The organism is Pseudomonas syringae group sp. 247E2, from assembly GCF_032587795.1.
GTDB lineage: Bacteria > Pseudomonadota > Gammaproteobacteria > Pseudomonadales > Pseudomonadaceae > Aquipseudomonas > Aquipseudomonas amygdali.
The window spans coordinates 102221-129055 of record NZ_JAWHPK010000023.1 but is presented as its reverse complement, the minus strand read 5'-3'; the positions used below and the strand labels follow the sequence as shown (position 1 = coordinate 129055).

Annotated in this window: 23 protein-coding genes and 2 tRNA genes; 4 read left to right on the top strand and 21 right to left on the bottom strand. The window is 59.7% G+C overall.

What is annotated here, in order from left to right:
* Positions 1-74 precede the first annotated feature (74 nt).
* The 7 genes from dnaB to rnr all read right to left on the bottom strand — a co-directional run bounded on the left by dnaB (position 75) and on the right by rnr (position 7284).
* Positions 75-1469 carry a replicative DNA helicase gene (gene dnaB, locus RYC18_RS19635; RefSeq protein WP_002551832.1) on the bottom strand — a complete coding sequence of 465 codons (1395 nt, stop codon included), beginning with the start codon at positions 1467-1469 and terminating at the stop codon, positions 75-77.
* Positions 1470-1592: 123 nt separating this feature from the next.
* Positions 1593-2039 (bottom strand): 50S ribosomal protein L9, encoded by a 447-nt coding sequence (gene rplI / locus RYC18_RS19630; protein WP_002551831.1) that lies wholly within the window; start codon positions 2037-2039, stop codon positions 1593-1595.
* A 19-nt stretch (positions 2040-2058) separates the two neighbouring features.
* Positions 2059-2955: a hypothetical protein gene (locus RYC18_RS19625; RefSeq protein ID WP_004666401.1), complete on the bottom strand. Its 897-nt coding sequence runs from the start codon at positions 2953-2955 to the stop codon at positions 2059-2061.
* A 39-nt stretch (positions 2956-2994) separates the two neighbouring features.
* Complete coding sequence (gene rpsR, locus RYC18_RS19620; protein WP_002551829.1) at positions 2995-3225, bottom strand: 30S ribosomal protein S18; 231 nt, start codon at positions 3223-3225, stop codon at positions 2995-2997.
* 28 nt (positions 3226-3253) lie between these two features.
* A complete protein-coding gene (gene rpsF, locus RYC18_RS19615) occupies positions 3254-3679 on the bottom strand; it encodes a 30S ribosomal protein S6 (RefSeq protein WP_002551828.1) in 426 nt (141 codons plus the stop codon).
* A gap of 213 nt (positions 3680-3892) precedes the next feature.
* Positions 3893-4654, bottom strand: coding sequence for a 23S rRNA (guanosine(2251)-2'-O)-methyltransferase RlmB (gene rlmB, locus RYC18_RS19610; RefSeq protein WP_004666402.1), 762 nt, complete (start codon positions 4652-4654; stop codon positions 3893-3895).
* Positions 4651-7284, bottom strand: coding sequence for a ribonuclease R (gene rnr / locus RYC18_RS19605; RefSeq protein ID WP_057405094.1), 2634 nt, complete (start codon positions 7282-7284; stop codon positions 4651-4653). Before rnr ends, rlmB begins: the two co-directional genes overlap by 4 nt.
* Positions 7285-7509: 225 nt before the next feature.
* Between rnr and RYC18_RS19600 the strand changes: the two genes are divergently transcribed.
* Both RYC18_RS19600 and RYC18_RS19595 read left to right on the top strand, forming a co-directional pair.
* Positions 7510-7596: transfer RNA gene (locus tag RYC18_RS19600), tRNA-Leu, on the top strand.
* 160 nt (positions 7597-7756) lie between these two features.
* Positions 7757-7843 (top strand) — tRNA-Leu (locus RYC18_RS19595).
* 108 nt (positions 7844-7951) lie between these two features.
* Here the strand turns inward: RYC18_RS19595 and RYC18_RS19590 are convergent.
* The 12 genes from RYC18_RS19590 to RYC18_RS19535 form a co-directional block, all read right to left on the bottom strand.
* Positions 7952-9886: a methyl-accepting chemotaxis protein gene (locus RYC18_RS19590; RefSeq protein ID WP_316886625.1), complete on the bottom strand. Its 1935-nt coding sequence runs from the start codon at positions 9884-9886 to the stop codon at positions 7952-7954.
* A 171-nt stretch (positions 9887-10057) separates the two neighbouring features.
* Entirely contained in the window at positions 10058-11350 is a 1293-nt protein-coding gene (locus RYC18_RS19585; protein ID WP_005742987.1) for an adenylosuccinate synthase, read from the bottom strand.
* 54 nt (positions 11351-11404) lie between these two features.
* On the bottom strand, positions 11405-12592 hold the full coding sequence (locus RYC18_RS19580; protein ID WP_005778895.1) for an ATP phosphoribosyltransferase regulatory subunit: 1188 nt from the start codon (positions 12590-12592) through the stop codon (positions 11405-11407).
* Positions 12593-12862: 270 nt separating this feature from the next.
* Positions 12863-13732, bottom strand: a complete 870-nt coding sequence (gene hflC / locus RYC18_RS19575; protein ID WP_002551822.1) for a protease modulator HflC — start codon at positions 13730-13732, stop codon at positions 12863-12865.
* The gene (hflK, locus tag RYC18_RS19570; protein ID WP_002551821.1) at positions 13732-14931 is read right to left on the bottom strand and encodes an FtsH protease activity modulator HflK; all 1200 of its coding nucleotides are present in this window, start codon (positions 14929-14931) and stop codon (positions 13732-13734) included. Before hflK ends, hflC begins: the two co-directional genes overlap by 1 nt.
* A 96-nt stretch (positions 14932-15027) precedes the next feature.
* Positions 15028-16329, bottom strand: a complete 1302-nt coding sequence (gene hflX, locus RYC18_RS19565) for a ribosome rescue GTPase HflX (protein WP_002551820.1) — start codon at positions 16327-16329, stop codon at positions 15028-15030.
* Positions 16330-16341: 12 nt separating this feature from the next.
* Positions 16342-16602, bottom strand: coding sequence for an RNA chaperone Hfq (gene hfq, locus RYC18_RS19560; RefSeq protein WP_002551819.1), 261 nt, complete (start codon positions 16600-16602; stop codon positions 16342-16344).
* Between the two features lie 91 nt (positions 16603-16693).
* On the bottom strand, positions 16694-17665 hold the full coding sequence (miaA, locus tag RYC18_RS19555; protein WP_005742990.1) for a tRNA (adenosine(37)-N6)-dimethylallyltransferase MiaA: 972 nt from the start codon (positions 17663-17665) through the stop codon (positions 16694-16696).
* On the bottom strand, positions 17666-19612 hold the full coding sequence (mutL, locus tag RYC18_RS19550) for a DNA mismatch repair endonuclease MutL (protein WP_005742991.1): 1947 nt from the start codon (positions 19610-19612) through the stop codon (positions 17666-17668). It abuts the gene before it with no gap.
* Positions 19609-21039, bottom strand: a complete 1431-nt coding sequence (locus RYC18_RS19545; protein ID WP_200729733.1) for an N-acetylmuramoyl-L-alanine amidase — start codon at positions 21037-21039, stop codon at positions 19609-19611. Before RYC18_RS19545 ends, mutL begins: the two co-directional genes overlap by 4 nt.
* 2 nt (positions 21040-21041) lie before the next feature.
* Positions 21042-21470 carry a tRNA (adenosine(37)-N6)-threonylcarbamoyltransferase complex ATPase subunit type 1 TsaE gene (tsaE, locus tag RYC18_RS19540; RefSeq protein WP_371913330.1) on the bottom strand — a complete coding sequence of 143 codons (429 nt, stop codon included), beginning with the start codon at positions 21468-21470 and terminating at the stop codon, positions 21042-21044.
* A 29-nt stretch (positions 21471-21499) separates the two neighbouring features.
* Positions 21500-22990, bottom strand: a complete 1491-nt coding sequence (locus RYC18_RS19535; RefSeq protein ID WP_005742995.1) for a bifunctional ADP-dependent NAD(P)H-hydrate dehydratase/NAD(P)H-hydrate epimerase — start codon at positions 22988-22990, stop codon at positions 21500-21502.
* 63 nt (positions 22991-23053) lie between these two features.
* Here RYC18_RS19535 and queG point away from each other — a divergent pair, with 63 nt between their 5' ends.
* A complete protein-coding gene (gene queG / locus RYC18_RS19530) occupies positions 23054-24148 on the top strand; it encodes a tRNA epoxyqueuosine(34) reductase QueG (protein WP_005742996.1) in 1095 nt (364 codons plus the stop codon).
* A gap of 271 nt (positions 24149-24419) precedes the next feature.
* Here the strand turns inward: queG and RYC18_RS19525 are convergent, their stop codons facing one another.
* Together RYC18_RS19525 and orn are read right to left on the bottom strand one after the other, a co-directional pair.
* A complete protein-coding gene (locus RYC18_RS19525; RefSeq protein ID WP_005742997.1) occupies positions 24420-25031 on the bottom strand; it encodes a trimeric intracellular cation channel family protein in 612 nt (203 codons plus the stop codon).
* A gap of 96 nt (positions 25032-25127) precedes the next feature.
* A complete protein-coding gene (orn, locus tag RYC18_RS19520) occupies positions 25128-25664 on the bottom strand; it encodes an oligoribonuclease (protein WP_002551812.1) in 537 nt (178 codons plus the stop codon).
* Positions 25665-25772: 108 nt separating this feature from the next.
* Between orn and rsgA the strand changes: the two genes are divergently transcribed.
* On the top strand, positions 25773-26804 hold the full coding sequence (rsgA, locus tag RYC18_RS19515) for a small ribosomal subunit biogenesis GTPase RsgA (protein ID WP_002551811.1): 1032 nt from the start codon (positions 25773-25775) through the stop codon (positions 26802-26804).
* Positions 26805-26835 lie beyond the last annotated feature (31 nt).

Below are 26835 nucleotides of genomic sequence, written 5' to 3'. Positions count from 1 at the left end.
GCGGGCGCGGAATATAGCACATTTTTTGATCAAACCCGACGACAGTGGTCGGATTTGATGGGCATGACCTCGGGTCAATCGTCGTCGAAGTTGTAACTGCCCGGTGCCAGGTTCTCGAAACGCGTGTATTTGCCGATGAATGCGAGGCGCGTGGTGCCGATCGGCCCGTTACGCTGCTTGCCGATGATGATCTCGGCAATGCCTTTATGCTCGGTTTCCGGGTGATACACCTCGTCCCGGTAGACGAACATGATCACGTCGGCGTCCTGCTCGATCGCTCCGGATTCCCGAAGGTCGGAGTTGATCGGACGCTTGTTCGGCCGCTGCTCCAGGGAGCGGTTGAGCTGCGACAGGGCAATGACCGGGCAGTTGAATTCCTTGGCCAGCGCTTTCAGCGAGCGCGAAATCTCGGAAATTTCGTTGGTCCGGTTGTCACCGCTCGATCCGGGAATCTGCATCAATTGCAGGTAGTCGATCATGATCATGGCGATATCGCCGTGCTCACGTACGATTCGCCGTGTACGCGCACGCATTTCGGACGGGCTGATACCGGCCGTATCGTCGATGAACAGCTTGCGATCATTGAGCAGATTGACCGCAGACGTCAGCCGCGGCCAGTCATCGTCGTCGAGCTGGCCCGCGCGCACCTTGGTTTGGTCGATGCGCCCCAGTGACGACAACATACGCATGATCAGCGATTCACCTGGCATCTCCAGCGAGTAGACCAGAACCACCTTGTCACTGCGCAGCACGGCGTTCTCGACAAGGTTCATGGCAAACGTGGTTTTACCCATCGACGGACGTCCGGCAACGATAATAAGGTCGGCGGGCTGCATTCCGCTGGTCTTTTCGTCGAGGTCGGTATACCCGGTGGACAGGCCGGTAATGGCGTTATCACTGTTGAACAGGGTATCGATACGGTCGATGGCCTTGGTCAGCAGGTCGTTGACGCTGACCGGGCCGCCAGTCTTGGGGCGCGCTTCGGCGATCTGGAAGATCTGCCGCTCAGCCTCGTCAAGAATTTCTTCGGCGGTGCGACCTTCCGGGTTGAACGCACTGTCGGCGATTTCGGTGCTGATGCCAATCAATTGCCGCAATGTGGCACGGGCCCGCACAATCTGCGCGTAGGCCTTGATGTTGGCGACAGAAGGCGTGTTTTTCGCCAGCTCACTGAGGTAGCCCAGGCCGCCTACTTGTGAGGTCTGCCCTTCCTTGTCCAGTTGCTCAGCCAGGGTGACCACGTCAATCGGGCTGTTCTGATCGGCCAAACGAGCGATGGCGCGGAAAATCAGGCGGTGGTCATGTCGATAGAAATCACCATCGGAAACTTGATCAAGCACCCGCTCCCAGGCGTTGTTATCCAGCATCAAACCACCGAGCACGGCCTGTTCGGCCTCGATGGAATGTGGCGGCACCTTCAGGGCAGCGGTTTGCAGATCGTATTGTTCGGGGGTGGAAATATCGTTCATGGCCACTTCAATTCGAGGTTTGCAGAATGGGGATGGCACAAAGACAAAGGGCACGACCTGTGAACAGGATCGTGCCCGATGTTAATCCTCTGGCAGCAATGCCGCCAGACGATTACGTATTGCTTAAGCAGCCACTACGACAACGCGTACGGTCGCTTCTACGTCGCTGTGCAGGTGCACGGCTACGTCGTATTCGCCAACGTTGCGGATAGTGCCGTTCGGCAGACGAACTTCGCTTTTTGCAACTTCAACGCCGGAGGCGGTCAGTGCATCAGCGATGTCGTGCGTACCGATCGAACCGAACAGCTTGCCTTCGTCACCAGCGGTGGCAGTGATAGTCACTTCCAGCTCAGCCAGTTGGGCAGCGCGAGTTTCGGCAGATGCTTTCTTGTCTGCAGCCAGTTTTTCCAGCTCTGCACGACGCTCTTCAAACGCAGCCACGTTGGCAGCGGTTGCAGCGGTTGCTTTGCCGTAAGGCAGCAGGTAGTTACGACCGTAGCCGGCCTTAACGTTTACTTTGTCGCCCAGGTTGCCCAGGTTGGCGACTTTTTCCAGAAGGATCAGTTGCATGTGGAAATCCTCTTAACTTTTAACCTTCACCGTTCGCAGGACCATTGCCGGAATCTTTCGAACTCCGGCGACCGCGAAAATCAATCAGGCTGTCGACAATGGCAATTACCACGAGCAACGGATAGATCAGTTGCATGAACACCAGCAGCGTTATGTACATCCCTACCAGCCAGAACCGGGAAAGCCGCTTTTCAGCAACCAGACCATGGATCAGAGCCAGCCCCGCAAACACCAGCGGTACGCTGCAAAGCGGTGTAAGCATTGCTATCTGCGGACCGAAATTCGGCCCCACCAGCATGCACACCAACAGCGCCAACGCAGGCACCAACGGGAGTTTCACAGCGCGAAATTCACGCCCGAAACCACCAGGGTTGTACAACATCGCTTGCCAGTACCGCCCAAGAATCAGGCACAGCACACTGACGATTTGCAGCACAGCCGCTATCAGGCCATTCAGGACGGGTGCAATCAGTGCTCCCAGACGCGCTCGCTCTTCTACGTTCAACTGCTCGTAGAGCCCGGCCAGCATTGTCGGCAGATGCTTTTGCAGCTCCTGCGACATTGCTTCCAGAGGTTCGCGAAAAACCGTGCCCAGAATTACTGCATACACCACGCCCAACGCCACGCTGACCAGCAGCACGCGGACCCAGGACTCGCTGGCACGCAAAACCATTGCCAAACTCAGCGAACCGGCCAGCACCATGGCTGTACGAGGTTCGCCGAAATACCACCAGACCAAAGCCGGCAGCAGAGCCCAGGACAGGACACCAACGGCATCACTGAACCCGCGTCGCAGAAGCACAAGGCACCCTGCGGCAGCACTCAACCAGAACAACAGCGGCAATGCCGCACATCCAGCCACTACGAGAGTGGCCTGCATACGGCCGCGCATGATGAATTCAGCCAGGGCACGCATGCTTTCTATCCTTTGTTACGTTTTGTCGACTACCTGGTCTCAGCGGCCGTGGCTGTCGGTGTAGGCCAGCAGGGCCAGGAAGCGGGCACGCTTGATAGCGGTGGCCAGCTGACGCTGATAACGTGCTTTGGTACCAGTGATACGGCTTGGAACGATTTTGCCGGTCTCGGATACGTAGGCTTTCAGAGTGTTGAGATCTTTGTAATCGATCTCTTTGACGTCTTCAGCGGTGAAGCGGCAGAATTTACGACGACGGAAGAAACGTGCCATGTAATTGGCTCCTCAAAAGGTCCGTGGATTACTCGTCAGCGTTATCGCTAACGTCGCTGTTGTCGCCGTCATCGCCATCGGCGCTGTCGGAGTGCTCAGGACGGTCACGACGCTCACGGCGCTCACTGCGGTTCTCTTCAGCCTTGAGCATCTCGGACTGGCCAGTTACGGCTTCGTCGCGACGGATGACCAGGTTACGGATCACAGCATCGTTGTAACGGAAGTTGTCTTCCAGCTCGGCCAGAGCCTTGCCAGTGCACTCAACGTTCAGCATCACGTAGTGAGCCTTGTGAACATTGTTGATTGCGTAAGCCAGTTGACGACGGCCCCAATCTTCCAGACGGTGGATTTTGCCGCCGTCTTCTTCGATCAGCTTGGTGTAACGCTCTACCATGCCGCCGACTTGCTCGCTTTGATCCGGGTGGACCAAAAAGATAATTTCGTAATGACGCATGAATGCTCCTTACGGGTTGTAGCCTGCCGCTCAAAAGCGGTCAGACAAGGAGTGAATGACACTGTTGGTCTTGCTCAGGGACAGGCACATGCGCGCCTGCCGTGACAGCAAGGGGCGCAATTGTAGAGAAGGGTCGAGGGAGGCGCAAGGCAATTGGTGAATTAATGAGCAGATCGCATGGCGCGACCTGCTCACTCTGGCCAGGCGCCGAAATCAGGCCTTTTTGCCGGCAGCCTTGACACTGCGCTGACGCAGCGCTTCAAACAGACACACGCCGGTCGCGACCGACACGTTCAGACTGCTGACACTGCCCGCCATCGGCAGACGTACCAGATAATCGCAGTGCTCGCGGGTCAGGCGACGCATGCCCTTGCCTTCCGCGCCCATGATGATGATGGTCGGGCCGGTCAGATCCTGTTGATACAACTCGACCTCGGCCTCGCCTGCCGTACCGACAACCCACAAGCCGCGCTGCTGAAGCTTTTCCAGCGTGCGCGCCAGATTGGTCACAGCCACCAGCGGGATGACTTCGGCCGCACCGCAGGCGACTTTTCGCACAGCTGGCGTCAAGGTCGCAGACTTGTCCTTGGGCACGATCACGGCCAGTGCACCTGCCGCATCGGCGGTACGCAGACAGGCGCCGAGGTTGTGCGGATCGGTCACGCCATCAAGCACCAGCAGCAACGGAGAACCTTCGCTGCGGTCGAGTAGCTCGTCGAGCATTGCCTCGCCCCAGACCTGACTCGGACTCACATCGGCAACCACACCCTGATGCACGCCTTCGACCCAGGCATCCATTTCGCGACGCTCCGCCTGACCGATGGTCACGCGATTCTCACCCGCCAGCGCCACCAGCGTCTGTACGCGAGGGTCGTTACGACCCTCGGCCAGCCAGATGTGCTTGACGCGTTTCGGGTGATGACGAAGTAACGCTTCTACGGCGTGAACGCCGTAGATTTTTTCCAGCTGACTCATGACTTGGCCTTGGGTTTACGAGCGCCACCGCTTTTCGCGGTTGGCGCGGAGCCCGATTTTGACGGACCTTTACGGTGTTTACTGGCCGGCTTGCTCGACGAAGGAGCAGAGCCCGACCTGTCAGACTTTCCCGACGACGCCTTGCTACCACCCTTCGCGTCTGCCAGAAGGGCTTTTTTCAGCTCGCGGCTTTTACGCACTTCTGCGTTTTTCGCCGCCGCATCGCTCGGGCGATACGCTTCGGTACTGCTCTCCTTGGAAGAAGCGCTACGGCGACCGGACTTGGCAGGCGCCTTTTCCTTTTCCGTCGTTGTCGTGGCGGCAGGCGGCGCAGTGTCATGACCACGACGCTTGCGACCAGCCGGCGTTGCAGCCGCTGCGGTTTCGGAAATCTCGAAGTCGATCTTGCGCTCATCCAGATCAACACGCATGACGCGCACTTCGACGCTGTCGCCCAGACGGAAATTACGTCCGGTACGCTCGCCGGCAAGGCGGTGATGCAGGGGGTCGAAATGGTAGTAATCACCCGGCAGAGCCGTGACGTGGACCAGACCTTCGACGTAGATGTCAGTCAGCTCGACGAACAGGCCAAAGCCGGTTACCGCCGTGATCACGCCCGGGAATGACTCGCCCACGCGATCTTTCATGTACTCGCACTTGAGCCAGTTGACCACGTCGCGCGTAGCCTCGTCGGCACGGCGCTCGCTCATCGAGCATTGTTCGCCCAACTGATCGAGCAGCGCGTCGTCGTACGGGTAGATACGCGCCTTCGGAATCGTTGCAGCACCGGCACGACGTACGTGTGGAGTATCCTGCTTGGAGCGGATAACGCTGCGAATAGCACGGTGCGTCAGCAGATCCGGATAACGACGGATCGGCGAGGTGAAGTGCGTATACGCTTCGTAATTTAGACCGAAGTGGCCGTTGTTGTCCGAGCTGTAAACGGCCTGGCTCAACGAACGCAGCATGACGGTCTGAATCAGGTGGTAATCCGGGCGGTCACGAACGGTTTCAAGCAGCGCCTGATAATCCTTCGGTGTCGGGCCTTCCTTGCCTTTGTGCAGCGTCAGACCCAGCTCACCCAGGAATGCACGCAGTTTTTCCAGACGCTCTGGCGGCGGACCATCATGGACGCGGTACAACGCGGGAATTTCGTGCTTCTTCAAGAACTGCGCGGTGGCCACGTTGGCGGCCAGCATGCACTCTTCGATCAGCTTGTGAGCATCGTTGCGAGTGGTCGGACGGATTTCGGCAATCTTGCGCTCGGAACCGAAGATGATCCGGGTTTCCTGAGTTTCGAAATCGATCGCACCGCGCACATGACGCGCACCCAGCAACACCTTGTACATGGCGTAAAGCTGCTTGAGGTGCGGAACCACGTCGCCGTATTCGCCGCGAAGGCTTTTGGCTTCAGCCGTTTTCGGCTGTTCCAGGATCGTGCTGACCTTGTTGTAGGTCAGGCGAGCGTGGGAGTGGATGATGCCTTCGTAGAATACGTAGTCAGTCATCTCGCCGGTCTTGGAGATGGTCATCTCGCAAACCATGGCCAGACGATCAACGTGTGGGTTCAGCGAGCACAGGCCGTTGGACAATTGCTCAGGCAGCATGGGCACGACGCGCTCGGGGAAGTACACCGAGTTACCGCGAACCTGGGATTCAGCATCCAGCGCCGAGCCGATTTTCACGTAGCTCGATACGTCGGCAATGGCCACGTAGAGCTTCCAGCCACCGGAGAACAAGCGCAGCTTGCCCGGCTTGGCTTCGCAATAAACCGCATCATCGAAGTCGCGAGCGTCTTCGCCATCGATGGTCACGAACGGCAGGTGGCGCAGGTCTACGCGGTTTTCCTTGTCCTTCTCTTCGACTTCCGGCTTGAGCTTCGCAGCTTCCTTGAGTACAGCCTCGGGCCACACGTGCGGAATATCGTAAGTGCGTAGCGCAACATCGATCTCCATGCCCGGCGCCATGTAGTTGCCGACCACTTCGACCACATCACCCTGCGGCTGGAAGCGCGGCGTTGGCCAGTGGGTGATTTTCACCTCGACGAACTGGCCGATCTTCGCATTATTGTTGCGGCCCGGTGTTACCAGCACTTCCTGCTGGATTTTTGGGTTATCGGGTACAACAAAACCAATGCCGCTCTCTTCGAAGTAGCGACCAACGATGGTTTCGTGAGCACGCGAGATCACTTCGACAATAACGCCTTCGCGACGACCGCGACGGTCAAGGCCGGAAACGCGCGCCAGCGCCCGGTCACCGTCGAACACCAGACGCATCTGCGCCGGGCTCATGAACAGGTCATCGGAACCGTCATCTGGAACCAGAAAGCCGAAACCGTCACGGTGCCCGGAGATGCGACCCAGGATAAGGTCAAGCTTGTCTACCGGTGCATAAGTGCCACGACGGGTATAGATCAACTGGGCGTCGCGCTCCATCGCGCGAAGGCGACGGCGCAGGGCCTCGAATTGATCTTCGGTGGTCAGGCCGAATTCTTCGACCAGTTGCTCGCGACTGGCCGGCGAACCGCGCTCGGCAAGGTGCTGCAAGATCAGCTCACGGCTGGGAATAGGGTTTTCGTATTTTTCCGCTTCACGAGCGGCCTCGGGATCGAGGGACTGCCAATCGGCCATTAGATAGTTTTCACCTTGTATATATAGGGGTTAGTTTGGCATAGACCTCATGAAACGGGAAATTTCACGCTCAAACCACTCGACAAAAAGCCTCCCTGACCACGCTGCAAGACCCGAAACACACCGCTCGCGATTTTTTTCGACTTTTTTTCATCGCCGGGGTTTACAGCCTAAAAAGCGCTCCGTATAGTGCGCGCCATCGGCAGGTTGATGCTTTCCGATACTGCCCAGATGGTGAAATTGGTAGACACGCCAGCTTCAGGTGCTGGTGACCGCAAGGTCGTGGAAGTTCGAGTCTTCTTCTGGGCACCAATTCAGGCAACAGACTACAACAGTCTCAAGCCTCACAAAAACCCGCGAAAGCGGGTTTTTGTATTTTCAGGTTTTGATTATTAAATCAAAACAGGGGTTTACAGAGCAAAATGATCACCGTATAGTGCGCCCCATCAACGGCGGAGACGCTGCTGATGCTGCCCAGATGGTGAAATTGGTAGACACGCCAGCTTCAGGTGCTGGTGACCGCAAGGTCGTGGAAGTTCGAGTCTTCTTCTGGGCACCAATTCAAACAAAACCGAGCCACTGGCTCGGTTTTGTGCTTTCAGGGGTCTGAAAGTGTTATGGCCCTGCGTGTGTACAGCGCCACATTAGGTGGCGCCCTACGAAAGCCTCAAGCCCTGAATTGCCCCAGGCTCGCCTTCAACTGCGCAGCCAGCCCGTTTAGCACTTTGCCGCTAGCAGTCGTCTCAACCACCGCTTTTGCGGCTTTCTCGGCCTGTGCGTGAATCACCTCCACCCGGCCGCGAACGACCTGCGCACCTTCAGCCTGATGAACGGCAGCCTGAGTCGCCAGCCCAATGGCCGCATGCACCTGCTCGACGGACGCCTGCACGGTCTGCTGGCGTTTGGCGCTGTCACGTAATACCTCCAACCCTTCCTTGGCCTGTCGGCCAGCGATGCCGATGGCAGCGACCGCCTCTTTCGCACCGCGCTGCAAGGCGATGATGTGTTCCTGGATATCGCCCGTCGAGCTTTGTGTCTTGCTGGCCAGCGCACGCACCTCGTCTGCTACCACGGCGAAGCCCCTGCCCGTTTCACCCGCGCGCGCCGCTTCGATGGCTGCGTTGAGTGCGAGCAGATTGGTTTGTTCGGCAATGCCGTGAATAACTTCCAGCACAACCTCAATCTGCTGGCTTTGCTGCGCCAGACGCTCGATGACCTGCGCACCGGTTTCGACCTGCCCGGCCAGCGCCTCGATCAAACCGCCGACCTGATTGGACGTGCGGGTGTTTTCATCGGTCGCCTGCTTGATATCGACCACTTGACGCAGGGCTGCCTGCATCGCCTGGCTTTCCGACTGCGCCTCATCGGCCATCTGCTCCAGCGCCTTGAGGCTGGCCGCCACTTCGTCTCGCTGCAGTTCGGCTGCAGCATCGGCGCCGGCGTTGCGCTGGCTCATCACGCCGATTTCCTGCCCGGTGCGCTGCGCCACCTCGCCCGCCTCACGAACGATAGGCTGCAACTTGTCGATGAAGCGATTGACCGCCGCCGACATGTCGCCGATTTCGTCATTACTGTCCAGCTTGACGCGCTTGGTCAGGTCGCCCTCACCCGCCGCCAGATCATTGAGCGCAGCGATCAGCAGATGCAGCTTGCTGACGACTCGACGCCCGAGCACCACCGCCAGTAACAGCAGTACGCCCAGGCCGACCAGCGCCAGCCCCATGCCGATCCGCCAGCGCAAGGTTTCGGCGGCTTCCTGAACCGCAACACGTGTATTGGTGGTCATTGCAGCACCCGCCGTCTGAGCGGATTGCAAGCGCGTGCGCAAGGCGGTCGAACTGTCTTTGGAGGCACTGGCAAGGCTGTCGGAAACCAGTTGCTCGCCACTGGTTATCAGGGTGGCGAAACGCTTGTCCAGCGCAGCAAGATTTTCCTCGACCGTTGCCGTCGACACTCCCATGCGCACCTTGCCGATCTCGACACCGTTAGGGCTGATAGAGGCCTCGACGTAATACACCGACGGGTCGTTTTTCGCGGCATTGAGGATCTTGTCCATCGCCCGCTCGCCTTCACCCTTGGCCAGCAGCGCCTTGACCAGCGGGTTATCGCGGTTCATGTACCTCGTAAGGTGCTCACCTGCGGCGTCGTCATAGACCACAAACAACACGTTGGGATTGCGCTGGGCGCGTCGGGCAAATTCGGAAAGGGTTGGCGTGTCGTTGTCCCACATGGCGCGCGGGGCAACCGCAGCCAGTAGCTCGGCCATGTCAGTGGCGGACTCTCTCAGGTCTTTTTCCAGCGTGGCACGCAGTTGGGCCTGCTCTTCCTTTAGGCGGGTAGAAAGTCCGACGCTCAAGCGCTGACGCGTACTGGCTGAAAGCGAGTCGAGGCTCGACGTCACTTCGCTACTCGCCAGCTCCAGCTCGGAGGAAAGATGTTGCGAATCTACCCCAAGGCGATTGGCAAGGTCAGCCTCAAGCGCTGTGACTGTGCTCCGGGTAAGAGCAACCGCCACGATGACCTGCACCAAAAGGGCAATGCCCAGGGCAATGAAGACCGGGCGCAGCAGACGGCTTTGCAATAGAGATAAGACAGCAGACACAGGAGAATCCCTCCACCCTCAGCGCCATTAAAATGATGGCACTTTTCTGTCATCTTTGTAGCAAGCGCCGTGCCGTGACACAAGTCTCACTTTTGCCGCGCTCGAATCCTGCGGACGCTGAAAACAAAAAGGGCCGCAAACGCGGCCCTCTTGATACAGCGCGGCGAAGTATTAGCCGAACGGGTGACGCAGCACGATGGTTTCGTTACGGTCAGGACCGGTCGAAATGATATCGATAGGCGCGCCAACCAGCTCTTCGACGCGCTTGATGTAGGCGCGAGCGGCTGCAGGCAACTCTTCCAGGGTCTTGGCACCCAGCGTGGATTCGCTCCAGCCAGGCATCTGCTCGTAGACCGGACGCAGACCCAGGTAGCTGTCGGCGTCAGTAGGTGCGTCGATGACCGCGCCTTCTTCGTTCTCGTAGCCGACGCAGATGTTGATGGTCTCAAGACCGTCAAGCACGTCCAGCTTGGTCAGGCACAGGCCCGAGATGCTGTTGATTTCGATGGCGCGACGCAGGATGACGGAATCGAACCAGCCGCAACGACGAGCGCGACCGGTGGTAGCGCCGAACTCGTGGCCACGCTTGGCCAGGAAAGCACCGACATCGTCGAACAGCTCGGTCGGGAACGGACCCGAACCCACACGCGTGGTGTAGGCCTTGGTGATGCCCAGAATGTAATCCAGGTACATCGGACCAAAACCCGAACCGGTAGCGATACCGCCAGCAGTGGTGTTGGAGCTGGTGACGTACGGATAAGTACCGTGGTCGATGTCCAGCAACGAACCCTGGGCACCTTCGAACATGATGTCCTTGCCGTCGCGACGCATTTCATGCAGCGCAGCGGTGACGTCGAGCATCAGCGGCTTGAGCAGATCGGCATATTCCATGCACTCGTCGAGTGTCTTCTGGAAGTCGATGGCAGGCTCTTTGTAGTAATTGACCAGCACGAAGTTGTGGTAGTCGAGCAGCTCGCCCAGCTTGGCCGCGAAGCGTTCGCGATGGAACAGGTCGCCAATGCGCAGACCGCGACGCGCAACCTTGTCTTCGTAAGCCGGGCCGATACCACGACCGGTGGTGCCGATCTTGAATTCGCCGCGGGCTTTTTCACGCGCCTGGTCCAGTGCAACATGGTACGACAGGATCAGCGGGCAGGACGGGCTGATGCGCAGACGCTCACGCACCGGAATGCCTTTCTCTTCCAGCTTGATGATTTCGCGCAGGAGCGCGTCGGGAGCAACCACTACACCGTTACCGATCAGGCACTGCACGCCTTCGCGCAGTACACCGGACGGAATCAGGTGCAATACGGTTTTCTCACCGTCGATCACCAGTGTGTGACCAGCGTTGTGGCCACCCTGATAGCGAACTACGGCGGTAGCATGTTCGGTCAGCAGATCAACGATCTTGCCTTTGCCCTCATCACCCCATTGAGTGCCCAGGACTACGACATTCTTACCCATAACACTTGTCCTCATTCACGCAAACTTGGTGCCGGCGGCGGCCGGCAGGAATACTCAAGAAGCCAGCGGCATTACCTGCCAGTGCTCGCCATGCTGAATCAATTGCCGGTCACAGTCGGCTTCACGCGCGGCGCTCGCCTGCTGCCCAGGCAAAGCCTGAACCACACGCTGACCTTCACTGCGCAACTGGCAAACCATCTGCCAGAGTGCCGCATCCGTACTGTCCGGCACCCAGATGCCACCAGACGGTAAGACGATTTCTGCCTGCCCCAGGGTTACCAGGGTTTTCAGGTCGGTGGAAAAGCCGGTCGCCGGACGGGCGCGGCCGAAGTCGGCGCCGATGTCATCGTAACGACCGCCCTGCGCGATCGACTGGCCCACGCCCGGCACGAACACCGCAAACACCACACCGGTGTGGTAGTGATAGCCACGCAGCTCGCCGAGATCGAAGTACAGCGGCAACTGCGGGAAACGCGCAGCCAGACGCTCGGCTATTGCCAGCAAGTCGTCCAGCGCGGCCAGCACCGGCGCAGGTGCGCCAGCCAGACGATCACGCGCCGCGTCCAGCACCTCACGTCCACCACACAGATCAACCAGCGCGCGCAGCATTGTTGCGAGCTCTTGCGGGAGATCGGCGGTCAGGGCAACCACTTCATCAATGGCCTTGCGCTGCAGTGCATCGAACAACTGCTGCTCGACTTCTCCCGACAGGCCAGCGGCACGCGCCAGACCACGGTAGATGCCGACATGCCCAAGGTCCATGTGCACATCCGGCACATCGGCCAGTTGCAGCATGGCCAGCATCAGACTGATGACTTCGACGTCACTGCTCGGGCTGGCATCGCCGTACAGCTCGGCGCCCAGTTGAATGGGGCTGCGCGAGGAGGACAGTGCGCGCGGCTGGGCGTGCAGAACGCTGCCTGCATAGCACAGACGGCTCGGGCCTTCACGCTTGAGGGTGTGAGCATCGATGCGTGCAACCTGCGGCGTGATGTCGGCGCGAAAGCCCATCTGCCGGCCCGATTGCGGGTCGATAACCTTGAAGGTGCGCAGGTCCAGATCCGAACCCGCGCCAGTCAGCAGGGATTCGAGATACTCGATATGCGGGGTGACGACAAACTCATAGCCCCAGCTCTGAAACAGATCCAACACCTGACGGCGCGCTACTTCAATGCGCGCCGCTTCCGGTGGCAGTACTTCTTCGATGCCATCTGGTAGCAGCCAGCGGTCGACCGTTGCCATTACGCCATTCCCCTGTGATCCAGGCGGCCAGCCTACAGGCCAGCCTTGAGTGAAGCAGAAAGTGGTGCGCTGTATGACGGGCACGACAAATGCCCGAGACAGGTCTTGCAGACCACTTTCCTCGAAAAATCTTGCCGTGCTCTGATTCAGATACGGCCAATCAATCGTGCAGACGCAAAAAAGCCGGGAATTTCCCGGCTGCCGCATGATACACACGTTTCACCGTACGTTCACCCCACCGGGCGGTTTTGCCGCCCGGCGGGTGATTAATTACGGCTTGGCTTTTTCCAGATAGCGAAAGAATTCGCTGTTCGGATCGAGCACCATCACGTCGCTCTTGTTCGCAAAGCTTTCACGGTAGGCGCGCAGGCTGCGATAAAACGCGTAGAACTCCTGGTCCTGACCATATGCCTTGGAGTAGATCGCGGCAGCCTGGGCATCACCATCACCACGCGCTTCTTCCGACTCGCGATAGGCTTCTGCCAGCAACACACGACGCTGACGATCGGCGTCGGCACGAATGCCTTCAGCCAGCTCGTTACCCTTGGCACGGTGCTCGCGAGCTTCACGCTCACGCTCGGTGCTCATACGCTCGAAAACGCTGCGATTCACTTCCTTCGGCAGGTCGATGGCCTTGACCCGGACATCGACAACTTCGATACCCAGCTCTTTCTCGGCCATGCGGTTCAGCGAACCGGTGATATCAGCCATCAGCGCATCACGCTCACCCGACACGACTTCGTGCAGGGTACGCTTGCCGAACTGGTCACGCAGGCCCGACTCCAGACGACGCGAAAGACGCTCGTCGGCAATCTGCTTGAGGCCGGAAGTCGCGGTGTAGAAACGCTCCGCGTCCTTCACACGCCACTTGGCGTAGGCATCGACCATGACCGCTTTCTTTTCCAGCGTCAGGAAACGCTGGGTCGGTGCATCGAGGGTCAGCAAACGACCGTCGAACTTGCGCACCTGGTTCACATAAGGAACCTTCACATGCAGACCCGGCTGAACGTCCGCCTGGACCACACGACCGAATTGCAGCAGAACCGCGCGCTCGGTCTGGGACACTATGTAAAAGCTGTTCCAGGCGATGACTGCCAGTACCACGCCGACAATAAGGGTGATCAGTGATTTGTTACTCATCAGCGAGTCTCCCTGGTACGTACTTCACCACGCTGCTGAGCCTCATTCGCCCGGGCAGCGGCGGCGGCAGCGGCAGCATCATTAGCCGACTGCGATGGCGTACCTGAATTGGAGCCATTGCCGTTACTGCTGCGGCTGCTCTCGATCATCTTGTCGAGCGGCAGATAAAGCAGATTGTTCTGCCCCTTGTCGCCGGTCACGAGCACCTTGCTGGTGTTGCTGAAGACTTCCTGCATGGTGTCCAGATACAGACGCTGGCGGGTAACTTCAGGAGCCTTGCGGTACTCGGCAACCAGTTTGGTAAAGCGATCCGCCTCACCCTTGGCGCGCGAAACCACTTCATCGCGGTAGCCGTTGGCATCCTCAAGGATGCGCTGAGCCTGACCACGGGCTTCCGGAATCACGCCATTGGCATAGCTTTCGGCCTGATTGCGTGCACGCTGCTCGTCTTCACGAGCGCGGATCACGTCATCGAACGCTTCCTGCACTTCACGCGGTGCCGCGGCGCTCTGTACGTTCACCTGAGTGACGGTGATGCCGGTGCGGTAGGTATCGAGGAAGCGTTGCAGACGCTCCTTGATTTCGCTGGCCATCAGTTCACGACCTTCAGTCAGCACCTGATCCATTGCCGTGGAACCCACGACATGGCGCAGCGCACTTTCAGTGGCGTGCTGCAGGCTGATTTCAGGCTGATCGACGTTCAGGACGAAGTCCTGCAGGTTGCTGATCTTGTATTGCACGGTCAGCGGCACTTCGACGATGTTCTCGTCTTCGGTGAGCATCTGGCCCTGCTTGCTGTAGGCACGCTCGCGAGTCACGTTTTCCATGTACTTGCGATCGAACGGCGGGAAGTAGATGTTGAGACCCGGCCCTACGGTTTCGTGGTATTGACCGAAACGCAGCACGACAGCCTGCTCTTGCTCGTCAACAACATAGATAGCGCTGTAGAGCCAGAAAGCGACGAGCACGACCAGGCCGATACCGAGCAAGCCAAAGCCACCGCCCTTGCCTGAACCGCCACCACTGCCGCCGCCATCGCTGCCGCGTTTGTTACCGCCGCCGAACAACCCCTTCAGGCTTTCCTGCAGCTTACGGAAGGCCTCGTCGAGATCAGGTGGTCCCTTGCGGTCGCCGCCACGGCGTTTGCCACCCCAGGGATCTTGATTATTCGAGTTGCCACCCGGCTCATTCCAAGCCATAGCGCTCTCCATCTGATAAAGCAAAGACGCGCCCGCGGCGCGCCGACCAATGCTACAGAATGCTCGCGAAAGCCGTACAACGGCTTTCTCGTGCTTTTATTGCAAAGTGTGTTGCTCGATGAACTCCAGCGGCTGCAATCCTTCGCGACTCACCAGTCGATTGAGTTCAACGCGCGGCAGTCGTACGGCCAACACGCTGGCACCTTCCTCGTCATGCGTTTCGCTCTGCACCGCACCCAATTCGAAAAACTGGGCACGCAGCCGGGCAAGACTCTGAGGCAAAAGCAGCGTACCGACAAACAGGTCGTCGCCGAGCAGTTCGGCGATGGCCTGCTTGAGCAGATCCAGCCCTCGACCATCGCGGGCAGACACCCAGACACGCTGCGGCTTGCCATCGGCATCCCGCTGTATCTGAGGCTCCACGCCTTCAAGCAGATCGAGTTTGTTATAGACCTCAAGGATCGGCAAGCCCTCGGCACCGATCTCACCGAGCACGGCCATGACCTGCTCGATCTGCGACATGCGGTCAGGCTCGTGGGAGTCGATCACATGCAGCAGTAAATCGGAGTTGCTCGACTCTTCAAGCGTCGCTCGAAAGGCTTCTACCAGTTTGTGCGGCAGATGGCGAATGAAGCCTACGGTATCGGCCAGCACGATAGGGCCCAGATCATCGAGCTGCAGACGACGCAAGGTCGGATCGAGCGTGGCGAACAGCTGGTCCGCCGCAAACACATCCGAATCGGTCACCGAGTTGAAAAGGGTCGATTTACCGGCGTTGGTATACCCCACCAGAGAAACCGAAGGGATATCGGCGCGACGGCGTCCACGACGTGCCTGATCGCGCTGGCTGCGAACCTTCTCCAGCCGCCCCTTGATCTGCCGCAGGCGAACCCGCAGAAGACGTCGGTCGGTTTCGAGCTGGGTTTCGCCTGGGCCGCGCAGGCCGATACCACCTTTCTGACGCTCAAGGTGAGTCCAGCCACGGACCAGACGCGTACTCATATGCTCAAGCTGGGCCAGTTCGACCTGAAGCTTGCCTTCGTGGGTACGTGCACGCTGCGCAAAGATATCGAGGATCAGACCCGTACGATCAAGCACGCGGCACTCGAAAACGCGTTCGAGGTTACGTTCCTGACTGGGCGTGAGGGTGTGATTGAAGATAACGAGATCAGCCTGTTCGGCCTTGACCTGGTCGCGAAGCTCCTCGACCTTGCCAGAGCCAATCAGGTATTTGGCCGATGGCCGATGACGCGGCACGTTGATAAACGCAACGGTATCGGCACCGGCCGATATGGCCAGCTCCTGAAACTCCTGCGGATCTTCGCGCGCCTCAGGGTCCTGACCATCCAGATGAACGAGAATTGCACGTTCACCACCACTGTGGCGCTCAAAGAACAAGGCAGACTCCTATCAGGCGTTACCTGGCTCGGCGTCTGCGCCGTCAGCGTCGGTAGCGCTGGGAAGGCGAATCGGGCGAACCGGTACGACGGTGGAAATGGCGTGTTTGTAGACCATCTGGCTGACAGTATTCTTCAGCAAAATGACGAACTGGTCGAAAGACTCGATCGTGCCCTGCAGCTTGATACCGTTGACCAGGTAGATCGATACCCCGACCTTCTCTTTTCGCAAGGTATTCAAGTAAGGGTCTTGTAGCGAATGCCCTTTTGACATGTGCCGCACTCCTTTAAGGATCAATAAATAATAAATCGAATTCGATTGGCTTACCGGCCACCCCCCAAGGATAGACGGCTATTGCAGGGACTCAGCTCAATATGGAGACCGATCCCAGGTATTTCAAGGCGCGCGACAGATTGTCGCTGGCCAGACTGTCCAGCCAGTGCAAATCCTCCCAGCTGCGTAGCCAGGTGAACTGCCTTTTGGCCAACTGGCGCGTTGCAATAATGCCGCGCTCCTGCATTTCATCCCGCGTCAGCTTCCCATCCAGGTGATCCCAGACCTGGCGATAACCGACGGCTCTTATCGAGGGCAACCCGGAATGCAGGTCGCCTCTTGAGCGCAATGCCAGTACTTCGTCCAGAAACCCCTGATCCAGCATTTGCTCAAAACGTAGCGCGATGCGTTGGTGCAGCACCTTGCGATCAGCCGGAGCGATGGCAAGGTTCGCGACAGTATAGGGCAATTGCTGACGCCCTGATGCCGCCGCTTCGGTACTTTGCGCAGTTTGTTGCTCGCGGTGTGCCGTCATGCTCATTCCGCTGACCCGATACACCTCGAGCGCCCTGATCAGTCGTTGCGGATCATTGGGGTGAATGCGCGCCGCCGAAACGGGGTCGACCACCGCCAATTGATCGTGCAATGACCGCCAGCCATAGGCCTGTGCATCAGCTTCAAGCTGTGCCCTTACCTGCGCATCCGCAGCCGGCATATCCGCCAGCCCGTGCAATAGAGCCTTGAAATACAACATAGTGCCGCCGACCAGCAAAGGAATATTTCCGCGCGCGGTAATTTCCGCCATGGCCGCCAGGGCGTCACTGCGAAAATCGGCTGCCGAGTAGCTTTGCGCTGGGTCGAGGATGTCGATCAGACGGTGTGGATATTCAGCCAGCTGTGCTTTTGAAGGCTTGGCGGTGCCGATGTCCATGCCGCGATAGACCAACGCCGAATCGACGCTGATCAGCTCGCAAGGCAGCACTTTGCTCAGTTCTATCGCAAGGTCGGTCTTGCCTGCTGCGGTAGGCCCCATGAGAAAGATGGCCGGAGGTAAAGCATTCATTCATTGACCGCGCAGGAATAATTTATCCAGGTCATTGAGACCCATCTGGGTCCAGGTAGGACGACCGTGGTTACATTGCCCGCTGCGCTCGGTGTTTTCCATGTCACGCAACAGGCCGTTCATTTCCGGGATGGCCAGCCGCCGATTGGCGCGAATCGCGCCGTGACAGGCCATGGTCCCGAGCAACTCGTTCATGTGTGCCTGCACCCGGTCGCTGGTGCCGTACTCCATCAGATCCGCCAGCACATCGCTGACCAGCCGATTGGCCTCGGCCTGCTTGAGCAACGCAGGGATCTGGCGGATCGCCAGGGTTTCCGGGCCAAGCCGCTGCAGCTCGAAGCCCAGGCGCTGAAACGTCGCGATATGTTCTTCGGCGCAGTCCGCTTCACGCTGGCTGACCGCGAGAGATTCGGGCACCAGCAATGGCTGACCACTCAGGCCTTCATTGGCCATCGCTATTTTCAGGCGCTCGTACATGATTCGCTCGTGGGCGGCGTGCATGTCCACCAGCACCAGCCCGTGAGCGTTTTCAGCGAGGATGTAGATACCTTTGAGCTGCGCCAGCGCATAACCCAGCGGCGGGATATCGCCGGGCGACTCCGGCAGCGACGAGGGCGCGGTGCTGGGCAGCGGTGCGAAGAATTCACGGTAGGCGCTTTGCGCTTCGGCCACCGGCACGCCAGAGGTGGGCCGAGGCGTATATTGATACTGATAACCGCTGCCAGCGCCGCCACCGGCAGCAGGTCGGGCAAAAGGCTCGCCCTGCGGCTGTTCCAGCACGTTATTGGCCAGACGCATTTCACCCTGCGGCCCGAACTCACCGGCCTCAGGCCCGGTAGGCCGAGGCTCGACGGCGACCGGTACGCTGCCGCCCAGCTGGTTTTCCGGGCGCACATCACCCAATGCACGGTGCAGGGTGCCATAAAGGAAGTCATGCACCATGCGCCCGTCGCGAAAGCGTACTTCATGCTTGGTCGGGTGAACGTTGACGTCTACAGCAGCCGGGTCGACCTCGAAAAACAGCACGAACGTGGGGTGACGGCCATTGAACAACACGTCGCGATACGCCTGACGCACCGCATGAGCGACCAGTTTGTCGCGCACCGCACGCCCGTTTACGAAGAAATATTGCAGGTCGGCCTGGCTGCGCGAAAATGTCGGCAGCCCTACCCAGCCCCACAGATGAAGGCCGTTGCGTTCGATCTCGATAGGCAGCGCCTGCTCCAGGAAGCCCGGCCCGCAGATCGCCGAGACACGTCGTGCTCTGGAAGTGTCGTCATGCGCTTCATGCAGGCTCAGCACGGTCTTGCCGTTGTGACGCAAATGGAAGGCCACGTCGAAACGTGCCAGCGCCATGCGCTTGATGACTTCCTGCAGGTGATCGAATTCGGTTTTTTCGGCCTTGAGAAACTTGCGCCGGGCAGGCGTGTTGAAGAACAGATCGCGCACTTCAACGGAGGTGCCTACCGGATGCGCTGCTGGCTGGACGCGCGGAGCCATGTCACGGCCTTCGGTCTCCACCTGCCAGGCCTGATCGGCGTCGCGGGTGCGCGAGGTCAGCGTCAGGCGCGCCACGGAGCTGATTGAAGCCAGGGCCTCGCCGCGAAACCCTAGGCTCATGACGCGCTCGAGGTCCTCCAGATCGCGAATCTTGCTGGTGGCATGTCGCGCCAGCGCCAGTGGCAGGTCATCCGAGGAAATACCGCCACCGTCGTCACGCACTTTCAACAGCTTGATACCGGCCTGCTCTACATCGACATCAATACGCCGCGCGCCGGAATCAAGGCTGTTTTCCAGCAGCTCCTTGATAACCGACGCTGGACGCTCGACGACTTCGCCAGCCGCAATCTGGTTGGCCAGACGCGGGCTTAGCAATTCGATGCGCGCAGCGTTCAGGACAGTCTGAGCGTTATCGGCTTCGGTGCCGTCGAGCAGAAGATCGGTCATTGCTGAGTCGCCACCTCGGAACTCGGAATTCGCAGATCCTGGCCAATCTTCAATTCATCGGTTTTCAGATTGTTGGCGCTGCGCAGCGTGGCAATGTTCATGTCATAGCGCGCCGCGAGCATGGCCAGGGTTTCGCCGGAGCGGACCACATGGTTGCGTGGCCCTTGAGCCAGCTTGCCGTTGTCACGCAGCCAGGCAATATAAGTGCCCTGTGGCGGGTTCTGCTGGAAGAACTGCTTCACCCCGGAATTGATCGAACGCGCCAACGCCTGCTGGTGCGACGCAGAACTCAGCTTGTTGGCTTCGTTGGCGTTGGAGATAAAGCCGGTTTCCACCAGAATCGACGGGATATCCGGCGATTTGAGCACCATGAAACCTGCCTGCTCGACGCGCGATTTGTGCAACGAGGTGACGCGGCCAATATTGCTCAGCACCTTCTGGCCGACGTTCAGGCTCGAAGACAGCGAAGCGGTCATGGACAAGTCCAGCAACACCCCGGCGAGCATGCGGTCCTTGTCATCAAGGCTTACTGCACCGGCACCACCGATCAGGTCGGAACGGTTTTCACTGTCCGCCAGCCAGCGTGCGGTTTCGGAGGTCGCACCGCGATCAGACAAGGCGAACACCGAAGCGCCAAACGCCGCGGTGGACGGCGCAGCGTCGGCGTGAATGGACACAAACAGGTCGGCCCCCTTGGAGCGGGCGATCTCGGTACGTTTGCGCAACGGAATAAAGTAGTCGCCGGTCCGCGTCAGTTCAGCGCGATAGCCTTTCTCGGCATTGACCTGGCGCTGCAGCTCCTTGGCGATCGACAGCACCACGTTTTTCTCTTTCTGCCCGGCACCGCCCGAGGCACCCGGGTCTTCACCGCCGTGCCCGGCATCGATCACCACGACAATGTCGCGCTTGCCGTTGGGCACCGGGGTCAGCTTGATTTCAGGCTTGGCCGGGCTGACCGGGACAGCGGGCGCGGTATTGGCGGCGGTATCCGGGATAACCGGTGTCGGGTTGGCATCGGCGGCGTTATCGAACAGGTCGACCACCAGACGGTTGCCGTACTGCTGGTTCGGCGCAAGCGTGAAGCTTTTGGGCGTCACCGCCTTTTTCAGGTCGATGACCACGCGCAGATCTGTCGGCGTGCGCTGGGCAGAGCGCATGCTGTTGATCGGCGTATTGGCTGTCGATACATTCAGCGGACCACCGAGTGTCGCGCCATTGATATCGATCACCAGACGATCAGGCGAAGTCAGGGTGAATACGCTGTGCTGGACAGGCCCGGACAGGTCGAATACCAGACGTGTGTTGTCCGGTGCTCGCCATAAGCGGACACTTTTTACTTGCGTAGCGGCAACCGCCTCGACAGCCAGGGCCATCAGCAGCAGACCAACTACAGTAACCAGCGCGCGCATGCGCATACCTAACCCCATATCTATTTGAATTCCAAAGCCAAAGTGGCACACCAGCGTTCGCCACGCGAGCCCAGCGGGCTCAATATCACGGACCGACCTTCTCCGTGCGGGCCAATGGTAATGGTCAGGTCAGGCTTTGGCAAAAAGCCTGCACCACGCTGGGGCCATTCAATCAGACAAAGTGCATCGCCGTCGAAGTAATCACGCACCCCCATGTACTCGAGTTCTTCGGGATCGACCAGACGATACAGGTCAAAGTGAAAGACCCGTATGGCACCTATTTCGTAGGGCTCGACCAGCGTGAAAGTAGGACTCTTGACAGCCCCGGCATGCCCGAACCCGCGAATCATTCCCCGCGAAAGAGTTGTTTTTCCAGCGCCAAGATCGCCATCGAGAAAGATGACGCCCACGCCTTCGGTAACCGTTGCCAGGCGTGCACCAAAATTCATCATTGCCTCTTCGCCAACCACATGCAGCGTTAAATCAGACACGGTTGCAGCTCCTCCAATAACTGACGAATGGCAGGAATAATATCGCTGGCCGCCAGCCCGCGACCGTATTCACCGACTTTCTGACCGGCGCTTGCGTGCAGCCACACCGCCAGACAGGCCGCATCGAATGGCGTTAGATGCTGCGCCAGCAGCGCACCGATCAACCCGGCCAACACGTCACCCAGTCCGGCGGTGGCCATGGCCGGATGACCACGGTCGCACAACGCCAGTTGCCCGCTCGCATCGGCGATCAGGCTGCCGGAGCCCTTAAGCACACAGACCGTATCGAACTTACGCGCCAGCGCCCGCACAGCAGCGGCCCGGTCAGCCTGAACGTCCTTGATGCCAACGCCCAGCAAACGCGCGGCCTCTCCCGGATGCGGGGTGATGACGCAGCCTTTGGGCAGACTCACCAGACCGGCGGCCAGCATATTCAGAGCATCGGCATCCCACACTTGGGGCCGCTCGGCGTTGGCAGCAGCCGACAGCAGGCTGCGCCCCCAGGACGCCTGCCCCAGGCCGGGCCCGACCACCAATACGCTGGCCGGCTCGATCAACGCCATCAACTGGTTAGCCGAGCGAATGGCCGCACTCATGATTTCCGGCATGCGCGTCAGGGCGGCCGGAATATGTTCGGCGCGGGTCGCCAGCGTCAGCATGCCCGCCCCGCTGCGCAAGGCGCTTTCGGCGCTGAGCAAGGCAGCACCGCCAAAACCGTGATCGCCACCGATGACCAGCACTCGGCCGAACATGCCTTTATGAGCAGTACGCGGACGCGGTGCCAGCGTCGGCAGACTGGATGCGCTCAGACGCTTCGCGCTGACCGGCACCTGCGCAACCAGCGCAGGGTCGGCGCGTAAATCATCAAACACCAGCTCGCCCACCAGGTCCGCCGCATCGCCCGTCAACAAGCCCAGTTTGAGGCCTATGAAGGTAACGGTCACATCGGCACGCACCGCCACGCCCAGCGCTTGGCCGGTGTCTGCACTCAAGCCCGACGGGATGTCCACGGCGGCGACCGGCAGGCCGCTGGCATTGATCGCCTTGATGGCCGAAACATAGGGCTCGCGCACTTCGCCGTTGAGCCCGGTGCCGAGCAAGGCATCCAGCACCACGCCGCTCAGCGGTTGTCCGGCCCATGCCTGAGTGTCGATGCCGGAAGCTGCCGCGTGCGCCGAAGCGGCATCACCGGTCAATGCAGCCGGGTCGCCGACAGCCAGCACCCTGACTTGCCAGCCTGCCTTGTGCGCCAGCGCGGCCACCAGATACCCGTCACCGGCGTTGTTGCCACGCCCGGCCAACACGGTCAGTTCATTGGCCTGCGGCCAGCGTCGGAGTATCGTCCGCCATAGCGCCTGGGCAGCGCGCAGCATCAATTCCAGGCCTGGCGTACCGGCAGCAATCAGCCGTGCATCGAGGTCGCGGACCTGCGCAGCGCTGTACAGCGCGTCGGGTAAATGAGGTTTCGTGTCGAACATGCGTCTATAGGCTCCGATGTCTGGCAGAATTATACGCACCTTGGCCCCGGTTTCTCTCTGCGCATGTCCGCTATTACTGCTGTACTTCCCACTTCCGATGATCTCGCCGCCCTTGCCGTCTCAATCAAGGCATGGGGGCGTGAGCTGGGCTTTCAGGAAGTGGGGGTCAGCGGTCTGGACCTGGCAGAGCACGAGCAGCACCTGCAACGCTGGCTCGATGCAGGCTATCACGGCGAAATGGACTATATGGCAGCCCACGGCAGCAAACGTTCCCATCCGGACGAGCTGGTGCCGGGAACGTTGCGCGTGGTGTCGCTGCGCATGGACTATCTGCCCGGCGACACCGAGATGGCCCAGCGCCTGACAGAACCGGAAAAAGCCTATGTGTCACGCTACGCCCTGGGCCGTGACTATCACAAGTTGATCCGCAAGCGCTTGCAGCAACTGGCCGAGCGCATTCAGCAGGCCATCGGGCCGTTTGGTTTTCGGGCGTTCGTGGACAGCGCGCCAGTGCTGGAAAAGGCCATTGCCGAACAGGCCGGGCTCGGCTGGATCGGCAAGAACACGCTGGTGCTCAACCGCAAGGCGGGCAGCTTTTTCTTTCTCGGCGAGCTGTTTGTCGACATCCCGCTACCGGTGGATGCGCCGCATGCGACGGAACATTGCGGGCGCTGCACGGCCTGCCTGGACATCTGCCCGACGGCGGCCTTTGTCGGGCCTTATGTGCTGGACGCACGGCGCTGCATTTCCTACCTGACCATCGAGCTCAAGACCGCGATTCCAGAAGAGCTGCGGCCCTTGATCGGCAATCGGGTGTTCGGTTGCGACGACTGCCAGATTGTCTGCCCGTGGAACCGCTTTGCACGACCAACCGACCAGAGCGACTTTCAGCCGCGCCATAACCTGGACAACGCTGGGCTGGCCGAGCTTTTTTTATGGGATGAAGACAAATTCCTCAGTAGTACAGAAGGCTCGCCCCTGCGCCGCGCCGGGTACGAACGCTGGCTACGCAACCTGGCTGTCGGACTGGGCAACGCGCCCTCCACCATCCCGGTGATCGAAGCCCTGCACTTACGGCGCGACTATCCCTCGGAATTGGTCAGGGAGCATGTGGAATGGGCGCTGCAGAGGCATGGGGTGGCAGACGCAGAGGGCTAACGCGTCTGAGCGGGCCGGGCGACGCTTAACTTGCATGGGAGCGGACTTGTCTGCGAACTGTCGGGAACCGGCAGCAAAAACGGTCGCCTTGGTGCATCAGACACAACAGAGTCAGCAGGTTTAAGGGCCGCTTCGCAGCCCATCGCAGCCGTCGTGACCTCCTGAAGCTCCCACGCCCTTCGGGCAGAAGCCCACTCTGCGGGCATCTCAGGATGTGAATGAAGCAGAGTGCTGCGTATGGGCATGCAGCTCCGGGCGTTCTGCGCCCTCTTCAGGGCTCGTCTTTATAGACGAACTTGGGCATTTCCCAGCGGAATCGGATCGCCAGCAGGCGCAGCAGCAGGCCGCCGAACAAGGTGATGAGCACGGCCTGTTCATCCGGCAGTTGCAGGTACTGGCACAGCAAAAAACACCACGCGGCCAGAAATGAAACGCTGGCATACAGTTCGCGACGGAAGATCAGCGGAATGTCGTTGCAGAAGATGTCGCGCAGGATGCCACCGAAGACCCCGGTGATGACACCGCACACTGACGCGATCACCAGACCATGCCCGGCTTCCAGCGCGGTCATGCAGCCGATCAGGGTGAAGGCCACCAGCCCCAGCGCATCCAGCACCAGAAACAACGAGCGCAGGTGGCGCATCAATGGCGCGATAAAGATCGTTACCAACGCTGCCACACTGGTCAATATGAGGTATTCCGGGTGCTTGACCCAGGTCAGCGGGTAATGGCCGATCAGCACATCGCGCACCGAGCCACCGCCCAGGGCTGTGACGCAAGCGATCAGCACCACGCCGAACCAGTCCATTCCTCGACGGCCCGCAGACAGCGCGCCAGTCATGGCTTCAGCAGTGATGGCAATCAGATAAAGCATCAGCAACATGGCGGGGACTCTGCGACAAAGGCGCGCAGTCTAACCAGCCGACCAACGCACTGAAAGAGTGCAGCGAAGATTATTCACTGCACGCGCGAGTCTTGATCAAGGCTTGATGAAGTGCTCACGATAAAAGCGCAGCTCGGCAATCGACTCGCGGATGTCATCGAGCGCCAGGTGGGTGCTGCCTTTCTTGAATTTCAGCTCGGGGGACCAGCGCGCCGCCAGTTCCTTGAGGGTCGAGACATCCAGATTGCGGTAGTGGAACCAGTTTTCCAGCGTCGGCATGTGGCGATACAGGAAGCGGCGATCCTGGCAGATGCTGTTGCCGCAGATCGGCGAACTGCGCTCCGGCACCCACAGCTTGATGAACTCAAGGGTCTGCGCCTCGGCTTCAGCCATGCTGATGGTGCTTTCGCGTACTCGCTGGGTCAGGCCCGAGCCACCGTGCTGGCGGGTGTTCCACTCGTCCATTTTCGCCAGCGTCTCGTCGCTCTGATGCACAGCGATCACCGGGCCTTCGGCCAGGGTGTTCAGCTCGCTATCGGTGATGATCGTGGCCATTTCGATGATGACATCGGTATCAGGGTCCAGACCGGTCATTTCCAGATCGATCCAGATCAGGTTCTGCTTGTTCTGCATGTGTCGACTCCTCAGCGTAGGCGCGCAGTTTAGCTCACCCTGCCGTGCTAGACTCCTGCCGATCAATCGTACTGCCTAATTCATCGGTTACATCACATCGGAACACCCATGGCCAAACGCCAACTCAATCGTCGTCAGAACTGGCGCATCGAAAAAATTCAGGGCGAGCGTGCTGCCCGCGCGGCAAAACGCGAGTCCGCTACGCTTGAAACACTGGAAGGCGGCGACCTCGGCCCCGAACAGACCGGCCTTGTAATTGCTCACTTCGGTGTTCAGGTCGAAGTCGAGGCTCAGGAAGGCGAAGCAAGCGGTCAGGTATTTCGCTGCCACTTGCGCGCCAACCTGCCGGCACTGGTCACGGGTGATCGCGTTGTATGGCGCGCCGGCAATCAGGGCATTGGCGTCATCGTTGCGCAACTGCCCCGCACCACCGAACTGCGCCGCCCGGACTCACGTGGCCAGCTCAAGCCTGTGGCTGCCAACGTCGATCTGATCGTGATCGTGTTCGCGCCCATGCCCGAGCCACATGCCAACCTGATTGACCGCTATCTGGTGGCCGCCGAGCATGCCGGGATTCGTCCGCTGCTGCTGCTCAACAAGGCTGACCTGATCGACGAACAGAACGCGCCCGCGCTCAATGCGTTGCTGGCGGTCTACCGCACACTGGGTTACCCGGTGCTGGAAGTGTCGGCGCATCATGGCGATGGCATGCAGACACTGCAAAGCCAGCTTGATGGCCACATCAGTGTGTTCGTTGGCCAGTCCGGCGTCGGCAAGTCTTCGTTGGTCAACAGCCTGCTGCCGGAAACGGATACCCGGGTCGGCCCGTTGTCCGAAGTCTCCGGCCAGGGCACACACACCACCACAACCGCCCGCCTGTTCCACTTTCCGCGTGGCGGCGATCTGATCGACTCACCGGGTATCCGCGAATTCGGCCTGGGGCATGTCAGCCGTGCAGACGTAGAAGCTGGCTTCATCGAATTCAACGACCTGATCGGCACGTGCCGCTTTCGCGACTGCAAGCATGACCGCGAACCGGGCTGCGCCCTGCTCAAGGGGCTTGAAGATGGCCGCGTGCAGCAACAGCGCATGAACAGCTACCGTTCGATCATTGCCAGCCTGCCGCAAGACAGTTACTGAGCACCGAACGCAACACGCAAAAACGCCGCGA